The sequence below is a fragment of the Streptomyces turgidiscabies Car8 genome (genome assembly GCF_000331005.1).
In the GTDB taxonomy this organism is placed as follows: Bacteria; Actinomycetota; Actinomycetes; order Streptomycetales; family Streptomycetaceae; genus Streptomyces; species Streptomyces turgidiscabies.
Genome location: NZ_AEJB01000659.1, coordinates 1 through 18,915, shown reverse-complemented (window position 1 = coordinate 18,915; position 18,915 = coordinate 1). Strand labels below are relative to the sequence as shown.

General features: G+C 69.5%; 16 protein-coding genes and 1 pseudogene. 11 read left to right on the top strand and 6 right to left on the bottom strand.

The window, feature by feature from the left end:
- The coding region (locus tag STRTUCAR8_RS46230) for an AAA family ATPase (protein WP_006374540.1) at nucleotides 1-333 on the bottom strand (333 nt) is incomplete at its 3' end.
- Nucleotides 330-1,652, bottom strand: coding sequence for a metallophosphoesterase family protein (locus STRTUCAR8_RS46225; protein WP_006374596.1), 1,323 nt, complete (start codon nucleotides 1,650-1,652; stop codon nucleotides 330-332). The genes STRTUCAR8_RS46225 and STRTUCAR8_RS46230, both read right to left, overlap by 4 nt.
- Before the next feature lie 135 nt (nucleotides 1,653-1,787).
- On the opposite strand from STRTUCAR8_RS46225, the gene STRTUCAR8_RS46220 reads away from it, so the two are divergent.
- The 9 genes from STRTUCAR8_RS46220 to STRTUCAR8_RS46185 all read left to right on the top strand — a co-directional run bounded on the left by STRTUCAR8_RS46220 (nucleotide 1,788) and on the right by STRTUCAR8_RS46185 (nucleotide 13,491).
- A complete protein-coding gene (locus STRTUCAR8_RS46220; protein WP_006374566.1) occupies nucleotides 1,788-2,633 on the top strand; it encodes a hypothetical protein in 846 nt (281 codons plus the stop codon).
- 48 nt (nucleotides 2,634-2,681) lie between these two features.
- Nucleotides 2,682-3,821 (top strand): hypothetical protein, encoded by a 1,140-nt coding sequence (locus tag STRTUCAR8_RS46215; protein ID WP_006374539.1) that lies wholly within the window; start codon nucleotides 2,682-2,684, stop codon nucleotides 3,819-3,821.
- Nucleotides 3,818-5,329: a hypothetical protein gene (locus STRTUCAR8_RS46210; RefSeq protein ID WP_006374568.1), complete on the top strand. Its 1,512-nt coding sequence runs from the start codon at nucleotides 3,818-3,820 to the stop codon at nucleotides 5,327-5,329. Before STRTUCAR8_RS46215 ends, STRTUCAR8_RS46210 begins: the two co-directional genes overlap by 4 nt.
- On the top strand, nucleotides 5,319-6,668 hold the full coding sequence (locus STRTUCAR8_RS46205; RefSeq protein ID WP_006374542.1) for an AAA domain-containing protein: 1,350 nt from the start codon (nucleotides 5,319-5,321) through the stop codon (nucleotides 6,666-6,668). The genes STRTUCAR8_RS46210 and STRTUCAR8_RS46205 overlap by 11 nt, the downstream gene beginning before the upstream one ends.
- A 179-nt stretch (nucleotides 6,669-6,847) precedes the next feature.
- Nucleotides 6,848-8,290, top strand: a complete 1,443-nt coding sequence (locus STRTUCAR8_RS46200; RefSeq protein ID WP_234372766.1) for a DUF3375 domain-containing protein — start codon at nucleotides 6,848-6,850, stop codon at nucleotides 8,288-8,290.
- A complete protein-coding gene (locus tag STRTUCAR8_RS46195) occupies nucleotides 8,287-8,877 on the top strand; it encodes a DUF4194 domain-containing protein (RefSeq protein WP_006376354.1) in 591 nt (196 codons plus the stop codon). Before STRTUCAR8_RS46200 ends, STRTUCAR8_RS46195 begins: the two co-directional genes overlap by 4 nt.
- A complete protein-coding gene (locus STRTUCAR8_RS55000) occupies nucleotides 8,874-10,568 on the top strand; it encodes an ATP-binding protein (protein WP_006374556.1) in 1,695 nt (564 codons plus the stop codon). The genes STRTUCAR8_RS46195 and STRTUCAR8_RS55000 overlap by 4 nt, the downstream gene beginning before the upstream one ends.
- A 632-nt stretch (nucleotides 10,569-11,200) precedes the next feature.
- Nucleotides 11,201-12,316, top strand: a complete 1,116-nt coding sequence (locus STRTUCAR8_RS54995) for an SbcC/MukB-like Walker B domain-containing protein (protein WP_319355190.1) — start codon at nucleotides 11,201-11,203, stop codon at nucleotides 12,314-12,316.
- Entirely contained in the window at nucleotides 12,313-13,491 is a 1,179-nt protein-coding gene (locus STRTUCAR8_RS46185; protein WP_006374552.1) for a Wadjet anti-phage system protein JetD domain-containing protein, read from the top strand. Before STRTUCAR8_RS54995 ends, STRTUCAR8_RS46185 begins: the two co-directional genes overlap by 4 nt.
- 484 nt (nucleotides 13,492-13,975) lie before the next feature.
- On the opposite strand, the gene STRTUCAR8_RS53075 is transcribed toward STRTUCAR8_RS46185, so the two are convergent.
- The 3 genes from STRTUCAR8_RS53075 to STRTUCAR8_RS46175 all read right to left on the bottom strand — a co-directional run bounded on the left by STRTUCAR8_RS53075 (nucleotide 13,976) and on the right by STRTUCAR8_RS46175 (nucleotide 16,731).
- Nucleotides 13,976-14,332 carry a hypothetical protein gene (locus STRTUCAR8_RS53075; RefSeq protein ID WP_143666387.1) on the bottom strand — a complete coding sequence of 119 codons (357 nt, stop codon included), beginning with the start codon at nucleotides 14,330-14,332 and terminating at the stop codon, nucleotides 13,976-13,978.
- A gap of 992 nt (nucleotides 14,333-15,324) precedes the next feature.
- Complete coding sequence (locus STRTUCAR8_RS46180) at nucleotides 15,325-15,675, bottom strand: YybH family protein (RefSeq protein WP_006374543.1); 351 nt, start codon at nucleotides 15,673-15,675, stop codon at nucleotides 15,325-15,327.
- 243 nt (nucleotides 15,676-15,918) lie between these two features.
- Entirely contained in the window at nucleotides 15,919-16,731 is an 813-nt protein-coding gene (locus tag STRTUCAR8_RS46175) for an MBL fold metallo-hydrolase (protein WP_006374553.1), read from the bottom strand.
- A 90-nt stretch (nucleotides 16,732-16,821) separates the two neighbouring features.
- On the opposite strand from STRTUCAR8_RS46175, the gene STRTUCAR8_RS46170 reads away from it, so the two are divergent.
- On the top strand, nucleotides 16,822-17,196 hold the full coding sequence (locus tag STRTUCAR8_RS46170) for a winged helix-turn-helix transcriptional regulator (RefSeq protein WP_006374544.1): 375 nt from the start codon (nucleotides 16,822-16,824) through the stop codon (nucleotides 17,194-17,196).
- 268 nt (nucleotides 17,197-17,464) lie between these two features.
- On the opposite strand, the pseudogene STRTUCAR8_RS53665 reads toward STRTUCAR8_RS46170, so the two are convergent.
- Nucleotides 17,465-17,651: pseudogene (locus tag STRTUCAR8_RS53665) on the bottom strand (MmyB family transcriptional regulator); the annotation flags it as partial.
- A 373-nt stretch (nucleotides 17,652-18,024) separates the two neighbouring features.
- Between STRTUCAR8_RS53665 and STRTUCAR8_RS46165 the strand changes: the two are divergent.
- Entirely contained in the window at nucleotides 18,025-18,894 is an 870-nt protein-coding gene (locus STRTUCAR8_RS46165) for an IS5 family transposase (RefSeq protein ID WP_006374571.1), read from the top strand.
- Nucleotides 18,895-18,915: the final 21 nt, after the last annotated feature.

Below are 18,915 nucleotides of genomic sequence, written 5' to 3'. Positions count from 1 at the left end.
GACCTCCTCTCCGGTGTCGAGGTTCCTCAGATGGTGCCGGGCCGCGTTCGGGTTGGTGGCGTGCATGGTGCGATGGATGTGCCAGCGTTGTCCGTTGTGCAGGAAGGTGAGTTCGACGCTCATGGCCTGCGCACCGTCGGCGATGAGCTGCCGAGGTTCCTTGGCGTCCCAGGAGCTTTTGCGGAACAGGGCGTAGACGATGGCGTCGAGCATGCTGCTCTTGCCAGCGCCGGTGTTGCCGACGGTGGCGACCAGGTTCTTGCCGGTGAAGTCGACGGTGACCGGGGTCGGGTAGCTGCGCAGTCCGATGAGGGACAGTGTCAGGGGTTTCATCGCGTTGTCTCCGCACCGGGAGTGTCGATGCCGGGCAGCAGGCCTGAGCGGTCGATGGTGTCGAGGGATTGGCCAGCGATGGCCGCGGTCAGCAGGTTCTCCTCGCAGCACGGGGCGGGATCGTCGGGGTCGGGTTCGGCCTGCAGATGGGCGAGGGCGGCCATGGCACGGTCCAGGGCCAGGCCGGTGGTGCCGCGGCCGGGCAGGTAGTCGCGCAACAGGTCTTCGACATCGGGGAGTTCTCCGGTGGAGGCCTCCCGGTCCAGTACACGGTCGGCTGCCCCGGTGCGGCGTTCGTCGATGTCGACGAGCGTCGCCTGCGGCATCATCTTGGCGAGGGTGTCCGGCAGGAAGGGGTTGGAGACCTCCACGTTCACCACCGCCTTCACCCAGGCGTCTCCGACACGGCTGGCGCGTTGCGTGATCTCTTCCAAGGTGCCTTCCAGCCGGATCAGACGGCGGCCGGCGGTCAGCGGCACGAAGTCGATGCGGGGCTCGATGCCCGGGCCGACCTCGGCCAGCACCACGCCCTTGGTGTCGCCCCTCTCGCCGAAGTCCATCTGCAGCGGGCTGCCCGCGTAATGGGCCGGGAAGCCGGCACGGCCGACAGACTGCTGCTTGTGGATGTGGCCGAGGGCGCCGTAGGCGACCTCGGGCAGGTCAGCGGCGGCGGCTGCGTACTCGGCGGCGAGGGAGATCTTCCGCTCCGAGTGGGAAGGGGTGGCCCCCTCGACGAACAGGTGGGCGGCGAAGATCAGGACGTCCCGTGCGCCGCGGCCCGCGGCCAGGCGGCGGTACACGTCGGCCTGGACGATGCGTATCCGCTCGGTGTAGGCCGCGGTTGTCATGCCGGGGTCGGCGAAGTCGTAGGTGAACCGGTTGGGGTGCAGGTACGGCAGCGCGCCGATGCGCAGTGTCAGCTCCCCGCCTCTGGTGGGGTATTCGGCCACGAGCAGCCCGTCGGGGCGGGCGTCGGTGGCGAAGCGGACCCTGGCCTCGTCCCCTTCGCGGGTTCCCATGTCGCTCAGCATGAACTTCAGGAACGCCAGGACGTAGGTGGTGTCGTGGTTGCCGGCGACGACGACCACGGGCGCGATCTCGCCGAGGCGGCGCAGTACCTGCGCCGCACGGCGCAGGTCGTCCAGGCCCGGTCGGGAGCTGTCGAACAGGTCGCCGCTGTGCACGATCAGGTCGGGGGCGAAATCGGCGGCGATGTCGATGATCTCGTCCAGGACGGCGTCGACTTCGGTATCACGCCGGTAGCGGCCGATCTGGCGGCCCAGGTGCCAGTCGGAGGTGTGGAACACGCGTCCCGTCACGGGGTGCCTCCAGGGGAACGGTCTGCGGGGCGGCGCGGGCTGCGCCGCTGCGGCCGGAGGTTCGGTGGCGCCGACTGTACACCGAATCTCGGGAAGAAATCTGGAAAGCTCTGGAACTCTGGTAACGTCTGGGGCATGAGTGATCCGCTGGACGCCTTGGAGAAGAGCATCAGCACCCTGCGCCGCGCGATTCGCGACGCTTCCGCAGCCGGTGACACCGAGCGCGCCGGTGAGCTGCGGATGCAACTGCGCCGCGCCGAGCGGGCCTGGGACGCCCTCGTCGACGCCGACGAACCGGCCACCACCCCGCCTCACCCCGTACCGGCAGCGGCTCCGGCCGCGCGGGGGTCACAGCTCCCGGCGCGCGAGCACGTCCACCGTGCCCTGATGCTGCTCGGGACCCCGGCCGCCCCCAAACTGATCGTCGGCGTGCACGAGGCGTTCTTCCCGGGCGAGCTGTCCGCGTCCAAGCTCTCCAGCCTGCGCCGGGACGAGGAGCGCTCCTACCTGTCCAGCCCCGGCGCCCGGCCGTACTACCTGTGCCCGGCACTGGCGCACGACCTGCTGACGCCGGTGCGGGCGCTCATCACCATCAGCACCTGGACGCTGGACCAGCGAATGATCGGCCCGCTGTCACCGCGCGTGGACTTCCTCACCGGCGCGATCCGCATCGCCGAGGCCGTGCGCACCTCGGCCGAGTCCACAGTCGGCGGGCCCGGTCCGGAGGCGCTGCGGCTGCTGTGGCGCTTCGCGGTGAACATCCCCGACGCCCTGCCGAGGAGCGTGGCCGGTCACGAGGGCGCGATGGACCCGCAGCAGGTGATCGACGCCGCCGGGGCCGAGCTGGACGTGCATGCCGACGCCGACCGCGCCGCCCGGGCGGAGGCCGCACGGCGGGCACGCAAGTCGCTCAAGGACGACCAGCAGTTGTTCGGCGCGCCCGCGCAGGGCGTGACGTACCTGCGGACGGCCCGGGCCTGACCCCTGACGCTCAGCAGTCCCTTCTCCCCCGCAAGGATCTACGAGACCGTGAATGCACCAGTCGACGAACGCCTCGCCGCGCTTCGCGGATCCGCGAAGCGCCTGGACTACAACGCCCGGTCGCTGGCGGCCCTGCAGAACAACCCGCGCTGCACACTGCGGGCACTGCTCGACGCCTCCGGCTCTGACAAGGCCGCAATCGCCGCGCACGCCGGCCACCCCTCGCCCTTCGGCCAGTCCGTCTTCGCCCTCGCGCGCGGAAACGCCTTCGAGACGATGGTGAAGGACAACGGCTGCGCGGAGCTGGTGCGGGTCCTGCGCGAGACCCTGCAGCTGACGCTGCCGGAGGTGGGGTACGAGGACCTGAACAACGTCGGCGGCGACGGCCGCGCCGCGGTGCGCCACGACCGCACCGCACAGGTGCTGCTGCAGGCTGCCCGGGGTGACGGTGACGGCACCTTGTTCGACCATCCGATGCTGCGCCTGCGGGTCGGCGGGCACGATGCGTTCCTGGAGCCGGACCTGGTGGCGTTCCGTGTCGACGGGCGCTTTCACATCGTGGAGATCAAGAGCTTCCCGATCCTCGACGGGCAGGCCGATCCCACGCAGGTGCGGGCGGCGACCACGCAGGCGTGCGCGTACATCATCGCGCTGCGTGACCTGCTCGCGCGGGCCGGTATCGACGGGCAGGCCGTGTCCGACACGGTCGTGCTGGTCGCGCCGAAGGACTTCACCAACCGGCCGACCGCGGCGTTCGTCGATGCCCGCAAGCAGGTGGCCGCGCTGAGCCGCCAGCTGTCGCGCATCGAGCGCATCGGCGACCTGGTGGACCTGGTGCCCGAGGGCCTCACCTTCGATCTCGACCTGGATGAGGAGCAACGGCCCCGGCGCCCGGCCGGGGAACTGGCCGCATCGCTGGATCGGGTCCTGGTGACCTACCGTCCGGACTGCCTGAACCACTGCGAGATGGCGTTCTACTGCCGCAGCCGTGCCCGCGCGGAGGCCTCGCTGGATGTCCTCGGGCCGGTGGTGCGCGAGCAGTTCGGCGGTATCGACACCACGACCATGGTGATGGGGCTGGCCCACGGCGAACTGCAGCCCAGCGAGGCACAGTCCGAGATGGCCGACGCCCTGCGGCACGCAGCACGGCTGCGCGCCGAACTGGACGGTCTCGGAGGTGCGGCGTGAGCATACTGTCGGCGTTGGCGCATGTGCAGGCGATGGAGTCGATGCGGGCGGTGCCGCTGACCGAGTACCGGCACCGGCGTCTGTCAGGCCGGCCGCTGGTGATCGTCCCGCTGGCCATGGCCGGAGAGGCCGGGGCGCCCTTGGCCGCGATGGTCGGCTCCTCCAGGAGGACCGGGACGCTGCTGGTCGTGTCGCAGCCCCGCAACCGGGACCAGCGGTTCGCGTTCGCCGCCGGTCTCGGCCGGATCGTGGTGGACTACATCGATTCCTTCCGTCACAACCGCCGCGGTGAAGACGAGCGTTCCCTGTACACCGACGCGCCGCAGGTCCTGGTGCCCAACCCCGGCGGCGTCAAGGCCCTGGCCGATCTGGGACGCATGTGCCGCTTCCGCTCGACGTCCGGTCCTCACGCGGTGCCGGATGTCGTCCCCGAGTTCGGCATGTGGCTGACGTTCCTGGTCGACAGGGCCGAGCAGGCAGGCACCTCCCTTCTGCTGCCCGTCACGGGGATGCTCACCGAGCACTGGGCGACCGGCCAGAGCACGCTGGAGGACCAGAACCTCGCCTCCCTGATGGCCTGGATCTCTCCCCCAGCGGGCTTGAGCGTCGAGCAGGCCATGGCCGAGGCGGAGAACCCGGACGTGTGCCCGCCAGCGGGCCCGACGACCTCCCCCGAGTTCGACAACCGCGACCTGGCGCCGGCGATCAGACGGTTCGACACAGCCCGCGCCCTCGGTGACCCGCGTGCGCTGGCCACCGCCGAGTCCGACCTGCGGGAGCTGATCGCGGGGCAGATCCAGCCCACCTGGCGCATGGTGTGGGAGGCCATATCGCTTCTGCGGTCCGTACGCGAGGCGCCGCAGACCGCCAGGCGCTTCGAACGCGATTGCGCGGCCTTCACCCGCTACTCCGACGACCGGGACGCCGGGGGCCTTCCGCAGCGCAAGCGGGACACCGCGATCAGCGCGGCCCGGAGGCTGAGCCGGCTGGAACGCGCGCTGGCCGACTTCGAGTCCGAGACGGCGTTCGACGACCGGTTCGTGCGGGCGGACCGGCGCAGCGCCGGGGAGGCGTTCGCCGGGACGGTCGTGGAGACCGAATCCGGCCGGACGGTCACCACGGCAAAGAACAGGCGGGTGCCACGACCGCGGGTCACCGTCCGCACCGAGGATCCCGTGCGGCTGGCCGCCGACACGAGGCTGATCAGCCCGTCCATGCCGGCCGGTCACAAGGCCGTGATCGTCTCCGTCCTTCCCGGCGGGGACGCCACGCTGGTCATGGTGGAGGTCACGGGCGGAATGGGGCGCTCTGTCGTCCCGAAGCCGGGCACGGTGCCGGAGCCCGGCCAGAGCATCGACTACCTGCCCGACCCGGGGTGGCGCCCGGAGCCACGATTCCCGGTGTCCGATCACACCCCGTGGACGCACAGTGCCGGCCCGGACGGGCCGGACACCGAATCCGCCGTACCCGAGGACGCCGCCGCAGAGGAGTGGGGCAATGACGACTGACGACACCACCACGTTCGACGCGTCCGCGGCTGCGGGCGCCGCCACCGCAGCAATCCTGGCCGACCTGGCCAACTCCCCGCACAGGGCCGTCGTCGTCGACTCCCCTCCGGGCGCCGGCAAGAGCACCCTGGTAGTCGACGCCGCCCAGGAACTCACGGCGGGCGACGAACGCCCGATCATCGTCGCCCAGACCAACAACCAGGTCGACGACCTGATCGAGCGGCTCGCCGACAAGCACCCCGACCTTCCCCTCGGCCGTCTGAGCGCGAGCACCTACAGCCCGCCGCAGGCCCTGAGCGAGCTGACGAACATCACGATCGGGCGCACCCTGGCCGATCTGGCCGGCTGCCGGATCGTCGTCGGCACCGCCGCCAAGTGGGCCACCGTCCGCGACGCCACCACGTTCGGCTGGGCAATCCTGGACGAGGCCTACCAGATGCGCTCGGACATGCTGCTGCAGATCGTCGAGCACTTCGACCGCGGTCTGTTCGTCGGCGACCCGGGCCAGCTGGACCCGTTCACAATCGTCGGCACCGAGCGCTGGATCGGGCTGCCGCACGACCCGACGCAGAACGGCGTCAGCGTGATGCTGGAACACAACCCCGGTATCCCCGTGCACCGGCTGCCGGTGTCCTGGCGCCTGCCCGCCTCGGCCGCACCGACCATCGCCCAGGCGTTCTACCCCTTCAACCGCTTCACCGCCGGCACCGAAGAGGCCACCCGCGCCCTGGAGTTCAGCACCACCGGGTTCGCCCGCACCGACCTGGACGAGACCCTCGCCAAGGCGTTCACCACCGGCTGGGCCCTGCACGAACTGCCCCGCAGACACGTACCGCGCACCGACAACGAAACCATCCGGACCGCCGCCGATCTCGCCGCCCGGCTGCTGATCCGCGGAGCAGTCGCCACCTGCGAGCGCCACCCGGACGGACGGCCCCTGGACGCCCGTGACATCGCCATCGGCGTCGCCCACCGCGACCAGGCCGAACTGGTCCGGGCCGCGCTCGCCCGGACCGGGAACCCCGCCGCGCGGGGCGTGGCGGTGGACACTGCGAACCGGTTGCAGGGCCGCGAGTTCGAAGTCGTCATCGTCGTGCACCCGTTGTCCGGCCGCCGGGACGCCACGGCCTTCCATCTGGAGGCCGGGCGGCTGTGTGTCCTCGCCTCCCGTCACCGGCAGGCATGCATCGTCGTCGCCCGCGAAGGAATCACCGACCTCCTCGACAGCCACCCCTCAATGGACCCGGTGCACCTTTCCGTGCGCGCCAAATTCCCAGACGGGTGGGAGGCCAACCAGGTCATGCTGGCCAAACTCGCCCAACACCGCGTCGCCGCATGATGCCCGTGCGACGTCAACGCCCGGGTGCGGGACTTTCCCGCTGAATTCGCAAATTCATTCGTTTTCCCGGGTTTTGTCAGTGCCGGTTTCTAGAGTGACGTCACCTGCCGCGCCCGGGGCAGGACAGACTTTGCATGCGATCGGGGGGTTGTGTGGATTTCGACCAGGTCACAGAGCTCATGCGTCATCCGGCGTGGGTGCTGCTGCGTGCGGACAATGCCGCTTTGGTGCTGTCGTTCTGCGGCACGGTGTTCGTCGACGAAAACGCGCGCGGTGTGCCGGAGACCGTGCTGGAGTCCCGGCTGGACGACCGGCTCTACCTTCTCAACGAGGAAAAGCCCGGCTCGTTTCCCCGGTCCGCCGACGTCTATCTGGCGGAGTGGACGAAGAACGGCTGGCTGCGCAAGTACTACCCGCCCGGGGAGGACGAGGCGCATTTCGACGCGACTGCGGCGCTCGAGAAGGGGGTGGCCTGGGTGCGGGAGCTGCCCGCACGTTCGTTCATCGGAACCGAGTCCCGCCTGAACACCATCGTCGCGCTCCTGCGGCAGATGGCGTTCGGCACGGAGACCGATCCGCAGACACGCATCGACGAACTGCGCCGGGAGCGTGACGCGATCGACGCCCAGATCGCCCGGCTGCTCGCCGGTGAGGTCGACATGCTGTCCCCGCTCGCTCTGCTGGACCGCTACCAGCAGGTGGAGAGCACCGCGGTCGAACTCCTGCGGGACTTCCGCGAAGTGGAGGCGAATCTTCGGGAACTGGACGTACGGCTGCGCCACCAGGTCGCTACCGCCGAGGGCGGGAAGGGAGAGCAGCTGGCCGCGTTCCTGTTGGACCGCGACGAGATCGCCCGGTCCGATCAGGGACAGAGTTTCCAGGCGTTCTTCGACTACCTCCTCTCCCCCCGCCGCCAGCAGGAACTGCGGGAGCTGCTGCAACAGGTCAACCAGCTGCCGCAACTGGACGGCAGGGCCAACCAGAGCCTGCTGAAGGTCCCCTTCGCCTGGTTGGAGGCAGCCGAGAACACCCAGGACACGGTCCGGCAGCTGACCGAGCAGCTGCGCCGCTTCCTGGTCGACCGCAGCCGAGCGGAGGACCGCCGCGTACTGGCGCTGGTGCGCTCCATCCAGCGTCACGTCACCGCCCTGGAAGGCCGAGCCGACCTGCCCGGCATGACGCTGGACGTACCCAAGGCGGATCTGACGCTGCCGATGGAGCGACGGCTGTACATGCCCGTCGAACGCATCGAGCTGGACACCGCCGCGGTGGAGGAGTCCGAGGACGCGGAAGTGGACATCTCCGAGCTTTTCTCCGGCGTCCACGTCGACACCGAGGCGCTGACCGGCCATGTCCTGGAGGCGGTCGCCGCAAGCCCGAGCGGCCAGGCGAACCTGGCCGCCATCGTCGACGACCACCCGCTGGCCCTGGGGCTCGCGGAGCTGCTCGCCTACTTCCAGGTGGAGCACCCCGGCCTGGACATGATCGTGGACCCGGACCGCGCCGACCTCCTGGTCTACCCGCGCGTCCACGTGCCCGGGCACACGCAGGCGAGAGTGCCGCACGTGACGTTCGTACGCGACGAAGGCGGCACCGCCGCCGGAAAGACGGAGCATCAGTGAGCGACCCCCTGACCGTCCCCGTGGTCCACCTGCTGAAAGCGGGCGTGCTTTACCAGGGCGACGCCCCTGCCGTCTGGGAGCAGATCGTCAGCCAGCAGGCGGCGATCGGCGACTACCTCGGCGTGATCGGCCTCGACATCGTCATCGACCGCGCCGAGGGCTACGCCTACGTCCGGCAGCAGGAGCTCGATTCCCGTGACGACGGCGTCCCGGTGCCGCGGCTGGTCACCCGCCACCGGCTCTCGTTCCCCGTCAGCCTGATGCTCGTCCTGCTGCGCGGACGGCTCGCGGACAGCGACGCCGACTCCGCCGACCCGCGCCTGGTACTCACCCGTGACGACCTGGTCGAGATGGTCCGCGGCTTCCTCCCGCCACGCAGCAACGAAGCCCAGCTCGTCGACCAGATCGACGCCCACATCAAGAAGCTCGTCGACCTCAAGGCACTGCGTCAGACGAAACAGACCGGCGCCTACGAGGTCCGCCGCCACATCAAGGCCCTGGTCGACGCCCAGGCCCTCAACGACTTCAACGACCTCCTCGCCACCTACCGCGACGCTGCCTCCACCACGGCCAAGGACGACACATGACCCTCACCACCGACCCGGCAGCGTTCATCCCCCGGCAGGCAACGCCCGCAGAGCCGGCCGGCACGTCCGGCGTCGGCCCCGGTTACCGGCTCGCCCGTCTGGAAGTGCTCAACTGGGGCACCTTTCACCGCACCACCTGCACCTTCACCATCGACGGGCACTGCGCCTTGCTCACCGGGGGCGTGGGATCGGGGAAGTCCACCCTCGTCGACGCGCTCACCACGCTGCTTCTGCCCGCCCACAAGATCGCCTACAACAAGGCGGCGGGCGCCGACGCCAAGGAGCGCGACCTGCGGTCCTACGTCCTCGGCCATCACAAGAACGAGCGCGTCGAGGCATCGGACACCACCCGCCCCGTGGGGCTGCGCGACCACACGTCCTACAGCGTGATCCTGGGCGTCTTCGCCAACTACGTCCTCGGCACCCACCTCACGCTCGCCCAGGTTTTCTACTGGACATCCCCGACCAGCACCGGGCAGCCCGAGCGGTTCTACCTCACCGCCGAGGCACCACTGTCCGTCGACACCGACTTCACCGGCTTCGGCACCGACATCACCGACCTGCGCCGGCAGCTGAAACAGCGCGGGGCCACCATCCACGGCAGCACATACACCCAGTACGGCAAGGCACTGCTGAGAGGTCTGGGCATCCCCAGCCTGCAGGCCCTGGACCTGTTCCACCAGACGGTGTCGATGAAGGCCGTGGGCAGCCTGGACGAGTTCGTCCGCGAGCGGATGCTGGAGCCGTTCGACGCGAAGACGGCCGTCGACAAGATCGTCGCCCACTTCGACGCGCTCACCGCCAGCCACAACGAGGTCGTCCGGGCCCGTCGGATGATCGAGGACCTGACACCGATCGTGACGGCATGCGACCGGTACGACACCGTCCAGGGAGAGATCACCACCCTGGACAAGCGCCGCAGCGCCGTCCCCGCGTTCTTCGCCCAGCACCGCCACCGGCTTCTCACGACACGTCACACCGCGCTGATGTCCGGTGCGGCGGACCTGGAGGAACTGCAGTCCACCCGCGAGGGGCAGCTGGAACAGCTGCGCGGGACGGCCGACGGCCTGCGGCGCCGTATCGACGGCGTCGGCGGGGAGAAGCTCATCTCCCTGACCGGCAGGATCGAAGAGCTCGGCCGCGAACGCGAACGGCGCCGCAAGCGCGCCACCGAGTACGGCACCTGGCTCACGCAGGCCGGCATGGATCCCGTCCCCGACGCCGCCTCCTTCCGTGAGCGGACCGACCAGATCTCCACCGCCCGCTCCCGGGCCGAGGAGCAAGAGCAGCAGGCCCGCGGGAAACTCGACGATCTCGCCGTCGCGCGCCACGGCAACACCCTCGCGACCGAAGCGCTGCGGCGCGAGATCAGCAGCCTGCAGCAGCAGCGCTCCAGCATCCCCGCCGAGTTGCTGGCCCTGCGCCGCGAACTCGCCACCGCCGCGGGTGTCTTGGACGAGGTCCTGCCGTTCGCCGGCGAGCTGATCCAGGTCCGCGACGACGAAGCCGAGTGGGCCGGCGCCGCCGAGGCGTACTGCACGGGTTCGCCCTGTCCCTGCTGGTCCCCCACGCCCACTACGACACCGTCTCGGCCTGGGTCAACGGCCGTCACCTGGGCCTCAGACTGGTCTACTACCAGGTCCCCGCCCACACACCCATCACCACGCTGCCGGACGACCCCGCCCTGCTGAGCGGCAAACTGCAGCTCAAGTCCGACATCTGGGCCCGCGACTGGCTCGCCGCGCGGCTGCGCTCGCGTGCCGACTACCTGTGCGCCGAAGACCTGGAGGCGTTCACTCGCGCCACCAGGCCCGCTGTCACCCGGCAGGGTCTTGTCAAGGGCGGCGGAGGTCGCCACGAGAAGAACGACGCCTACCGCATCGACGACCGGCGCAACTGGGTGCTGGGCTGGAGCAACCAGGCCAAGCTCGACGCCCTCCTCGCCGAGGCCACCCGCCTCACCCGCGAAAGCGCCGACATCACCGCAGCCACCCGGGAACTCGAGAAGCAGCAGCGGGCCCGCGCCGGAACCAGTGCCGCCCTCACCCTGCTGGCCAGCGTCGACACCTATGCGGAACTCGACTGGCGGGGCACCGTCGCGGACATCGAGCAGTTCGAGCAGCAGAAGAGCGTCCTGGAAGCAGAAGCCGGTCTGGACAAGCTCACCGCACAGCTCCGGCGGACCGAGGACGAGATCGTACAGAGCAGCAAGACGTTCACCACGGGGCAGGAGGAGCTGGGCGGTCTGCGCCGAGACGTCCGGCACATCGCCGGCCTGCTGGGCAGGACCACCACGTTCCTCGCGCAGTGCGACCTCGACGGCATGGCGGAGCACGAGGAACCCCTGAGGAAGTTCCTGCCCGCAGCCGGCAGCGACGAGCACAAACTCCTGGAGATGCTGGACGACGCCGAGCGCCGTGCCGAAGCACGTCTGCTGCGCAGCAGCGGCAGCCGCCACGACGCCCTGCGCCACGTCGGCAGCCAGGCGGCGGCGCTGATGACCGCCTTCCGCGGCAGGTACCCGGTCCACACCGCCGAGCTGGACAACACAGTCGAATCCGCCGACGGCTACCGCGCGTTGCACAGCCGGCTCACCGACGAGGACCTGCCCCGGTTCGAGGAGCAGTTCCTCCTGTACCTGCGCACCAATGTCGTCCGCGACATCGCTTCGTTCCAGGCCCGTCTCGGCGCTCAGGAGCAGCAGATCCGCGAACGTATCGATGTGATCAACACGTCGCTGGGCGGCATCGACTACAACCCGGGCCGCTACATCCGGCTCAACGCCGCCCCCACGCCGAACAAGGAGGTCCGCGAGTTCCAGCACGACCTGCGCGCCTGCACCAGCGAAACGCTCTCGAACGACACCGATGACGTGTACACCGAAGAGAAGTTCCTCCAGGTCAAGGCGCTCCTCGACCGCTTCAAGGGCCGCCCGGAGCACACCCGCCTCGACAAGGAGTGGACCTCCCGGGTCACCGACGTGCGGCGCTGGTTCGTCTTCTCCGCCAGCGAGCTCAACCGCGAGGACGGCGCCGAGTACGAGGTCCACTCCGACTCCGGCGGTAAGTCCGGCGGCCAGAAGGAGAAACTCGCTTACACCATCCTCGCGGCTTCCCTCGCCTACCAGTTCCGCATCGACCCCACCGCTCCCAAACCGAAGACCTTCCACTTCGTCACCATCGACGAGGCCTTCGGACGCGGTGACGACCCCTCCGCCCACTTCGCCCTCGACCTGTTCCAGCGCCTGGGCCTGCAACTCCTCGTCGTCACCCCGCTCCAGAAACTCCACGTCATCGAACCCCACGTCACCCGCGTCGGCTACGTCGACCGCCCCGACAAGACCCGCTCCCGCCTGAACAACCTCACCATCGAGGAGTTCCGCGCCCACAAGCAGGCAGCAGCCCAGCAGGCGAACCAGCCCCCGAAGGAGCGCTCGTGACCCCGGCAGAATGGACCCGCCCCGAGCATGTGGTGGAAACCCTGCGCCGCAAGTGGACCAGCGGCCGCTACCTCACCGCCGCCGCGGGCGGACACCCCTTCGAACCCATCGGAGTGCCACTGAAGGGCCCGACCGCAGCCGATGCTCTGCAGCATTACGAGCAGGCACTCACCTGGGCCCAATCCTGGGCCCCCAGCCGACACCCGCATCTGCGCATCCAGACCAAATCCATCGGAGGCCGCAACGGCACCCCCTCGAACACCGTCCCGGCCCGAGCCTGGGTCGACACCCGCGACCGCCTCTGGACACTGCTCCGCGTCACCACCCAGGTCGACCACTTCCACACCCTGCACGAACAGACCACCCACCAGGATCCCGGCATCGCACGGTGGATGGCCGACCACCCCATGAAGGTCCTCGCCCACGCCGCAGACTGGCACCGGCTCGTGCGCACCACGTGCTGGATCCGCGACCACGACACCGAGGCGGTCTACCTGCGCGAGATCGACGTCCCCGGCGTGGACACCAAGTTCATCGAGACCAACAAGGGAATCCTCGCCGAACTCCTCGACTGTGTGCTCCCCGAGAGCCGCGTCGACACCAGCGCACCGAGAAACGATCTCGTCGCGCGGTACGGCTTCCGCACCAAGCCCGTCTACATCCGCCTGCGCTACCTCGGCGCCTCTCCCCTGCCCTTCAGCGAACTCGCCGTCCGCGCCGAGGAACTGGCCGGCTGGTCCCCGGGGGTGCGCACCGTCTTCGTCCTCGAGAACGAGATCACCTACCTCTCACTGCCGCCGGTCCCCGACGCCGTCGCCATCCTCGGCTCCGGATACGCCGCCGCCCTGCTGCGTCATCTGCCCTGGCTCGACGATGTCGACCTCTGTTACTGGGGCGACATCGACACCCATGGCTTCGCCATCCTCGACCAGGTCCGAGGACGTTTCCCGCACACCACGTCACTGCTCATGGACCGCGCCACCCTCCTCGCCCACGAGTCCCATTGGGGCCAAGAGAAGACACAGGCACGCGGCGGCCTGACACACCTCACCCCCGAGGAGGCCCGCCTCGACCAGGACCTGCGAACCGGCACCTACCGACCGCACCTGCGCCTGGAGCAGGAGCGCATCGCCATCACCGCCGTGCGAGAGGCGCTGACACGGCACCGGGAATGACACCCAAGGCCGAGAACACCGGCGGCCGGAGAGGACCAGGACCGTGGTCGAGGGCGAGGCCACGCCCGCGTCCGTCCGGCCGGGTGGTCCGCGGTTCCGTGATAACGCCGGACATGACCGCTCTGGCCGGCGTAACGCCCCCCCCGGGCCCCCGGGCCCGGCTACCGAGGCGGGACACCATCGTCCGTTTGCGGACGGAGACCGATGATGACGAGGCGGCCCGTGCCCTGATCCAGCGTTGGGCCCGGGCCAGGCCTCGCACCTGCACGCCCCAGCCCTCACAAGACCGGCCAGCACCAGCACCGACAGGCGCACCAACCACACTGAGCAAAAAGCGCTGCCCCACTCAGCTCACTGCGCAGCACCAAACAGCCAGTTCAGCCCACGTATCCTCCGGCGCCGGACACTCGACTCCGCATAAACCCCACCCACGGAACAGACCTACCGCTCAATACAACTGAGCAACACCAGGCCACAACCAAGATCAATAAGCAAACGCGTCAGCTACGCCACAATCCACCTCCCCGGCGGTGAATCGCGCGGCCAGCCTGCGCAGCGCGTATCGTCGGGACAGGTGGTGATCGGGCAGCTTGATACCCAATTCTTGAAGAGCCTGCTCAAATGTGTCACGGATGTCCCGGGGGTCCGCATGACGCGGCAGACCAGCGAGCTCGCACAGGGCCGGCGTGTCCATTCCAACTGCGAGTGCCTGGGCAGCGGTCATCGGCAGGTCTTCCGGACACACTTGATCCGCCTGATACAGCCACGCTGCCTCCAGCAGGGGCGGATAAGCGCTGCGGACAGGGCTGTCAGGCTCGGGTGTGTCGTCTATCGCTGCCATGATTCATACGATGCCAGCACGGCTCGCGAGAGTGCCCGGAAATTTCGACTGTCCCGGCAAACCGTCCTGCGGGCTGACCCAACTCGTGCTGCCCCAGTGACACTCCGCGACCGCTCCCCAAGATCTGTGCCAGAACCCACGACTCACCGACAGAGCCAGGCGTAGATGCACCGGTGCGGGCGCACGTAGTACTGGTTCCGGCAGACACGGCCGGCGGTGCCGCGAGCCCCACCACCGCCGTCCGGGGCGGACCGGATGGACAGGCGGAGGGTGATGCAGCACACCGGTGCGCCGGGGAACTCGGCGCCGACCCTCCCCAGGCACTTGCGCGCAGCTGCGGCGGGCCCGGACCTTCTCGGACTGCCACAGCCCGATGCGGGCGCCGGCGGGCCGGCGCAACAGGAACGGGGTGCCCAGCAGCCTCCGGATCACCCCAAACGGCTTCGCGGACTGTGCTTTGCGGCGTGGTGAACGGCCACATGGACCACGAGCCGTGGCTGGAACAGGACCGGATACTCCTTCTGGACCACGAGCCCGAGCCGGCCGGAACGGCCCCGTAGCCGCACAACACCGCCAACCGCACCGACCCCAGGATGTAAATCCCTCAGCCGATACGGAACGGAAGGGACACGTGACACCGTTCCCCCGTGCCCACAGACTGCCCGTCACAACACGATCGACGATCAGTCCGTGGGCACGGGAGGCCCCATGACCACCACACCGTTCACCAACCAAAAGGACACCACGCGACGCCGCGGTTCCCCGTGGGGAGGGCGGCCCGACCAGCTCGCCATCGCGGCTCGGGTACACAAGCCGGCGGTTCACCGCCGGCAGCGGAGCCTTCATCTCGCAACGCCATGTCGGAGACCTGCTCACCCTCACCAGCCAACTGCGCCCGGACACACCGGAACATGACCGTGTCATCGACGCCGGGCAGCAAGCGGCGGCCGCATCGAGAACCGTCGCCCGACGGGATGCCGGGATGCCGGGAATCAGACGCCGTAGGGGTTGTCGATGATGTAGACCCAGTCGCCCTCGCTCGTCCTCCTCATCACCTCGACCGCCTTTCCTTCCGCGGTGCCGCTCTCACCCGTGATCCGCCAGGACGCCTGGACCATCGCCAGGTCGCCGTTCTGATGGACCGACGCGGCCACCACCTCCATGGTGCTGGGCGAGGCGAGGTAGGGCTTCAGCGCTTCCTTGATGCCTTCCCTGCCGTAGACCGGCTCCTGTCCCGATCCCGGTACGAACATGGCGTCTTCGTCGAACAGGGAACCCAGTCCGTCGAGGTCCCGGTCCTTGAGGTACTCGGCGAAGCGCTCGTGCACGACTTCCGGTTTCATATTCTTCCTCTTCTTTTCTTTCGTTGTGGACGGGCGGGTCGGCCACAGGCCGATCCCTGTGAGCCATTGACTGGTGGTGCGCGGCGTCAGCCTCAGAAGCTGCTGGCGCTGTTGTGCGCGTCGATAGTGTCGGCCTGCACGGTGGCGAGGCCCTCGTGCAGGGCGGTGACCGCAGCCGCTCCCGCGTCTCCGGCGGCGTAGAAGGAGCGGGCCGGTGCACCGGCGGCGGCACGGGGTGAGGTGTCAGCGGGTGTGCGGGGCGGGCAGGGTGATGGGCTCGCCCGGGGTGGGCCAGCGCAGCGGGACGCCGGCGGCGTCGAAGACCTGCTGGACGTGGCCGCGGTCTTCGGTGTAGTGCGCCCAGCCCTCGGCGTGCACGGCCACCACGAGGGGGCCGCCGAGCATGCGGCGGGCCTCGACGGCCTGGGTCGCGGTCAGCGACAGTCGTATGTCACCGAGCTCCTCGAAGCCGGCCGCGCCCAGGTGCAGCAGCGCCACGTCGACGCGGTACCGGCCGGCCAGGGCGCTCATCGCGTCCAGGTCGACGGTGTCACCGGAGACGTACACACTCGGTGCCGAGCCGTCATCGGTGTGCAGGAGGAAGCCGGTGACCGGACCGGTGATGTCCTCGGTGCCGACGGGCCCGTGGCGGGCGGGGACCGCGGTGATGTTCAGCGGCATACGGCCCGGCTTCGACAGGGTCCGGGTCTGCCAGGGCTCCAGGCCGACCGCTGCGCCCCCGAGATCGGTGGCGCCAGCAGCGGTGGTGAACACCTCCGAGGCACCGGAGGCCACCGTACGCCCGATGGTGTCGAGGTTGTCCTGATGCCCGGTGTGGCTGACCAGGGCGGCGTCGAGAGCGGGCAGTTCCCCGGGCTTCAGCGCCGGGTCGGCGGTCTTGCGCACCAGGACCGGGCCGTCCTGGTATTCGGTGCCGGCGGCGTCGAAGGTCGGGTCGGTCAGCAGCGTCCAGCCGGCCAGGCGGATCAGGGCGGTAGGGCCGCCGAGCACGGTCACGGTGTTCGCGGCGCGGGTCACGGCATCGTCGGTTACCACAAGTACTCCTTGACGATCAGGGATTGGCTCCCTCACTCTGACCGAGTTACTTTCTCCTGGGAAGTACATACCTTTAGGTGAGGTGAGCACGTGCAGGAAAGCACGCGAGGCAACGTCCGCGATCCCGCCTGCCCCGGCAGGCAGCTGTTCGACCTGGTCACCGCCCGGTGGGCCGCCCTGGTCCTGGTGGATCTCATGGACGGCCCGCAACGCTGGTCCGAGCTGCGCCGGCGGGCCGGCGGCGTCAGCGACAAGATGCTCGCGCAGACCCTGCGCGACCTCGAAGGCGGTGGACTGATCACCCGCACCGTGCACACCAGCCGCCCGCCGACGGTGCAGTACGCCCTGACCGACCTCGCCCTCGGCGTCACCGCCGCACTGCAACACCTGCAGGACTGGGCCGAACAGCACACCGGCGACTACGCCCACCACCGACACACCCACACCACCGACCCGAAGCCCTGAAAAGGCAGGCTCGGTGCACACGCCACCGTGCTTCCGCCGTATGAGCGAACGCCCCGAGCAGCATGAACCGCGTGGGAGCTCAGGATTCGGCTCGCCGTCGCTGACCGTAGATGCGCAACGGCTTCTGACCCTGCTGATCGCGGTCGACGCGGGATCGTCGGTGGTCATCGTGCGGGCCACCGGAGAACCCAGGGACAAGGGTGCAGGTCGAAGCGGCACGACGGTCTTCGGCGTGCCCAGGTGCGGATGCGGCCGCTCTGCGGTCCCGTCAGGCGGACGGGGCCGACGTGCCCGATCCGGCCCGCGTGGCGTCCGCGCGCCAGCCAGCAAGAGCTCATCAGGGCCTCCGCGGACGGTGATCCCGGCTGCGCGTGATGCGTGATCAGGGCCTGGTCGTTGCCGTCGGGCAGGCTGAATGTCTCGAAGGACAGGGTGAGGTCGCCGACGAGGGGATGCCAACCGAGAACTCAGTTGTCGAACGGCGGTACGTCGCCCGGTGTGAGGTCTTCCCGAAGCCGCAGGAAGCGAAGCGCACTGGGTGACGGTAACGGCCCTCGTCGACAGCGGTATCGGCCTGGAAGCTCGGCCACCAGGTCGAGGCGCACCGGGTGGTACTCCAGCTCGCCACGGGTGCCCCAGCCCACACTGAAGCGGCGCCCCTGCCAGGGGTGATCGGCGTCAGCCTGATGCAGCCGCAGTGCGAGGGTGCGGCGTACTGCGGTGGAAAGGAGCGTGGTGCTTGCGATCAGCCGCAGGTGCCCGAGCGCGTCCTAGGCCGTGTTTTGGAAGTGACCCCGCAGTTCCTCTTCGGGCCGCGATGATCTCGGGGTGGGGCGTGGGGATCTTTCGGATGAGCAGTGGTCGGTGCTGGAGCCGTTGTTGCCGGTCGGGGGACTGGGGCGTCCGGTTCGCAACCGGCGTCTGTTGATCGACGGGGTGCGGTGGCGTGTGCGGACCGGTGTGCCGTGGCGGGATCTGCCGGTCGAGTACGGGCACTGGCAGACGGTCTACGGGCTGTTCAGGCGTTGGCAGCGTGAGGGTGTGTGGGCTGGGATCTTGACTGCTCTGCAGGCCCGGGCCGATGCTGCGGGTCTGATCGTGTGGGAGGTGAACGTCGATTCCACGGTCTGCCGGGCCCATCAGCATGCTGCCGGTGCCCGCCGGGACACGGCCGGGCAGAAGGAACCTGCGGGCGGGACGCGGACCGAGCCGGACGATCACGGGCTGGGCCGCTCGCGCGGCGGATTCTCCACGAAGATCCATCTGGCCTGTGAGCAGGGGCAGAAGCCGCTGGCGCTGCTGGTCACGGCGGGCCAGCGGGGTGACAGCCCGCAGTTCGAGCGGGTCCTCGAAGCGATCCGGGTGCCCCGCACCGCCGGCGGACGCCCGCGGGTGCGTCCATTGCGGGTACGGGGCGACAAGGCGTATTCCTCGCGAGCCAACCGCGCCTACCTGCGCCGACGCGGGATCAGGTGCACGATCCCCGAGCCGGCCGACCAGATCCGCAACCGCAGGCGCCGAGGCGGCACGGGAGGGCGTCCGCCCGCTTTCGACCGCCAGGACTACAAGGCCCGCCACGCGGTCGAGTGCGGGATCAGCCGCCTCAAACAGCACCGGGCCGTGGCCACCCGATACGACAAGCTCGCCGTCCGCTTCGAGGCGACGGTTCAGATCGCGGCGGTCCAGCAGTGGCTGTGACCTGCCGCCGGCCCATCCGGC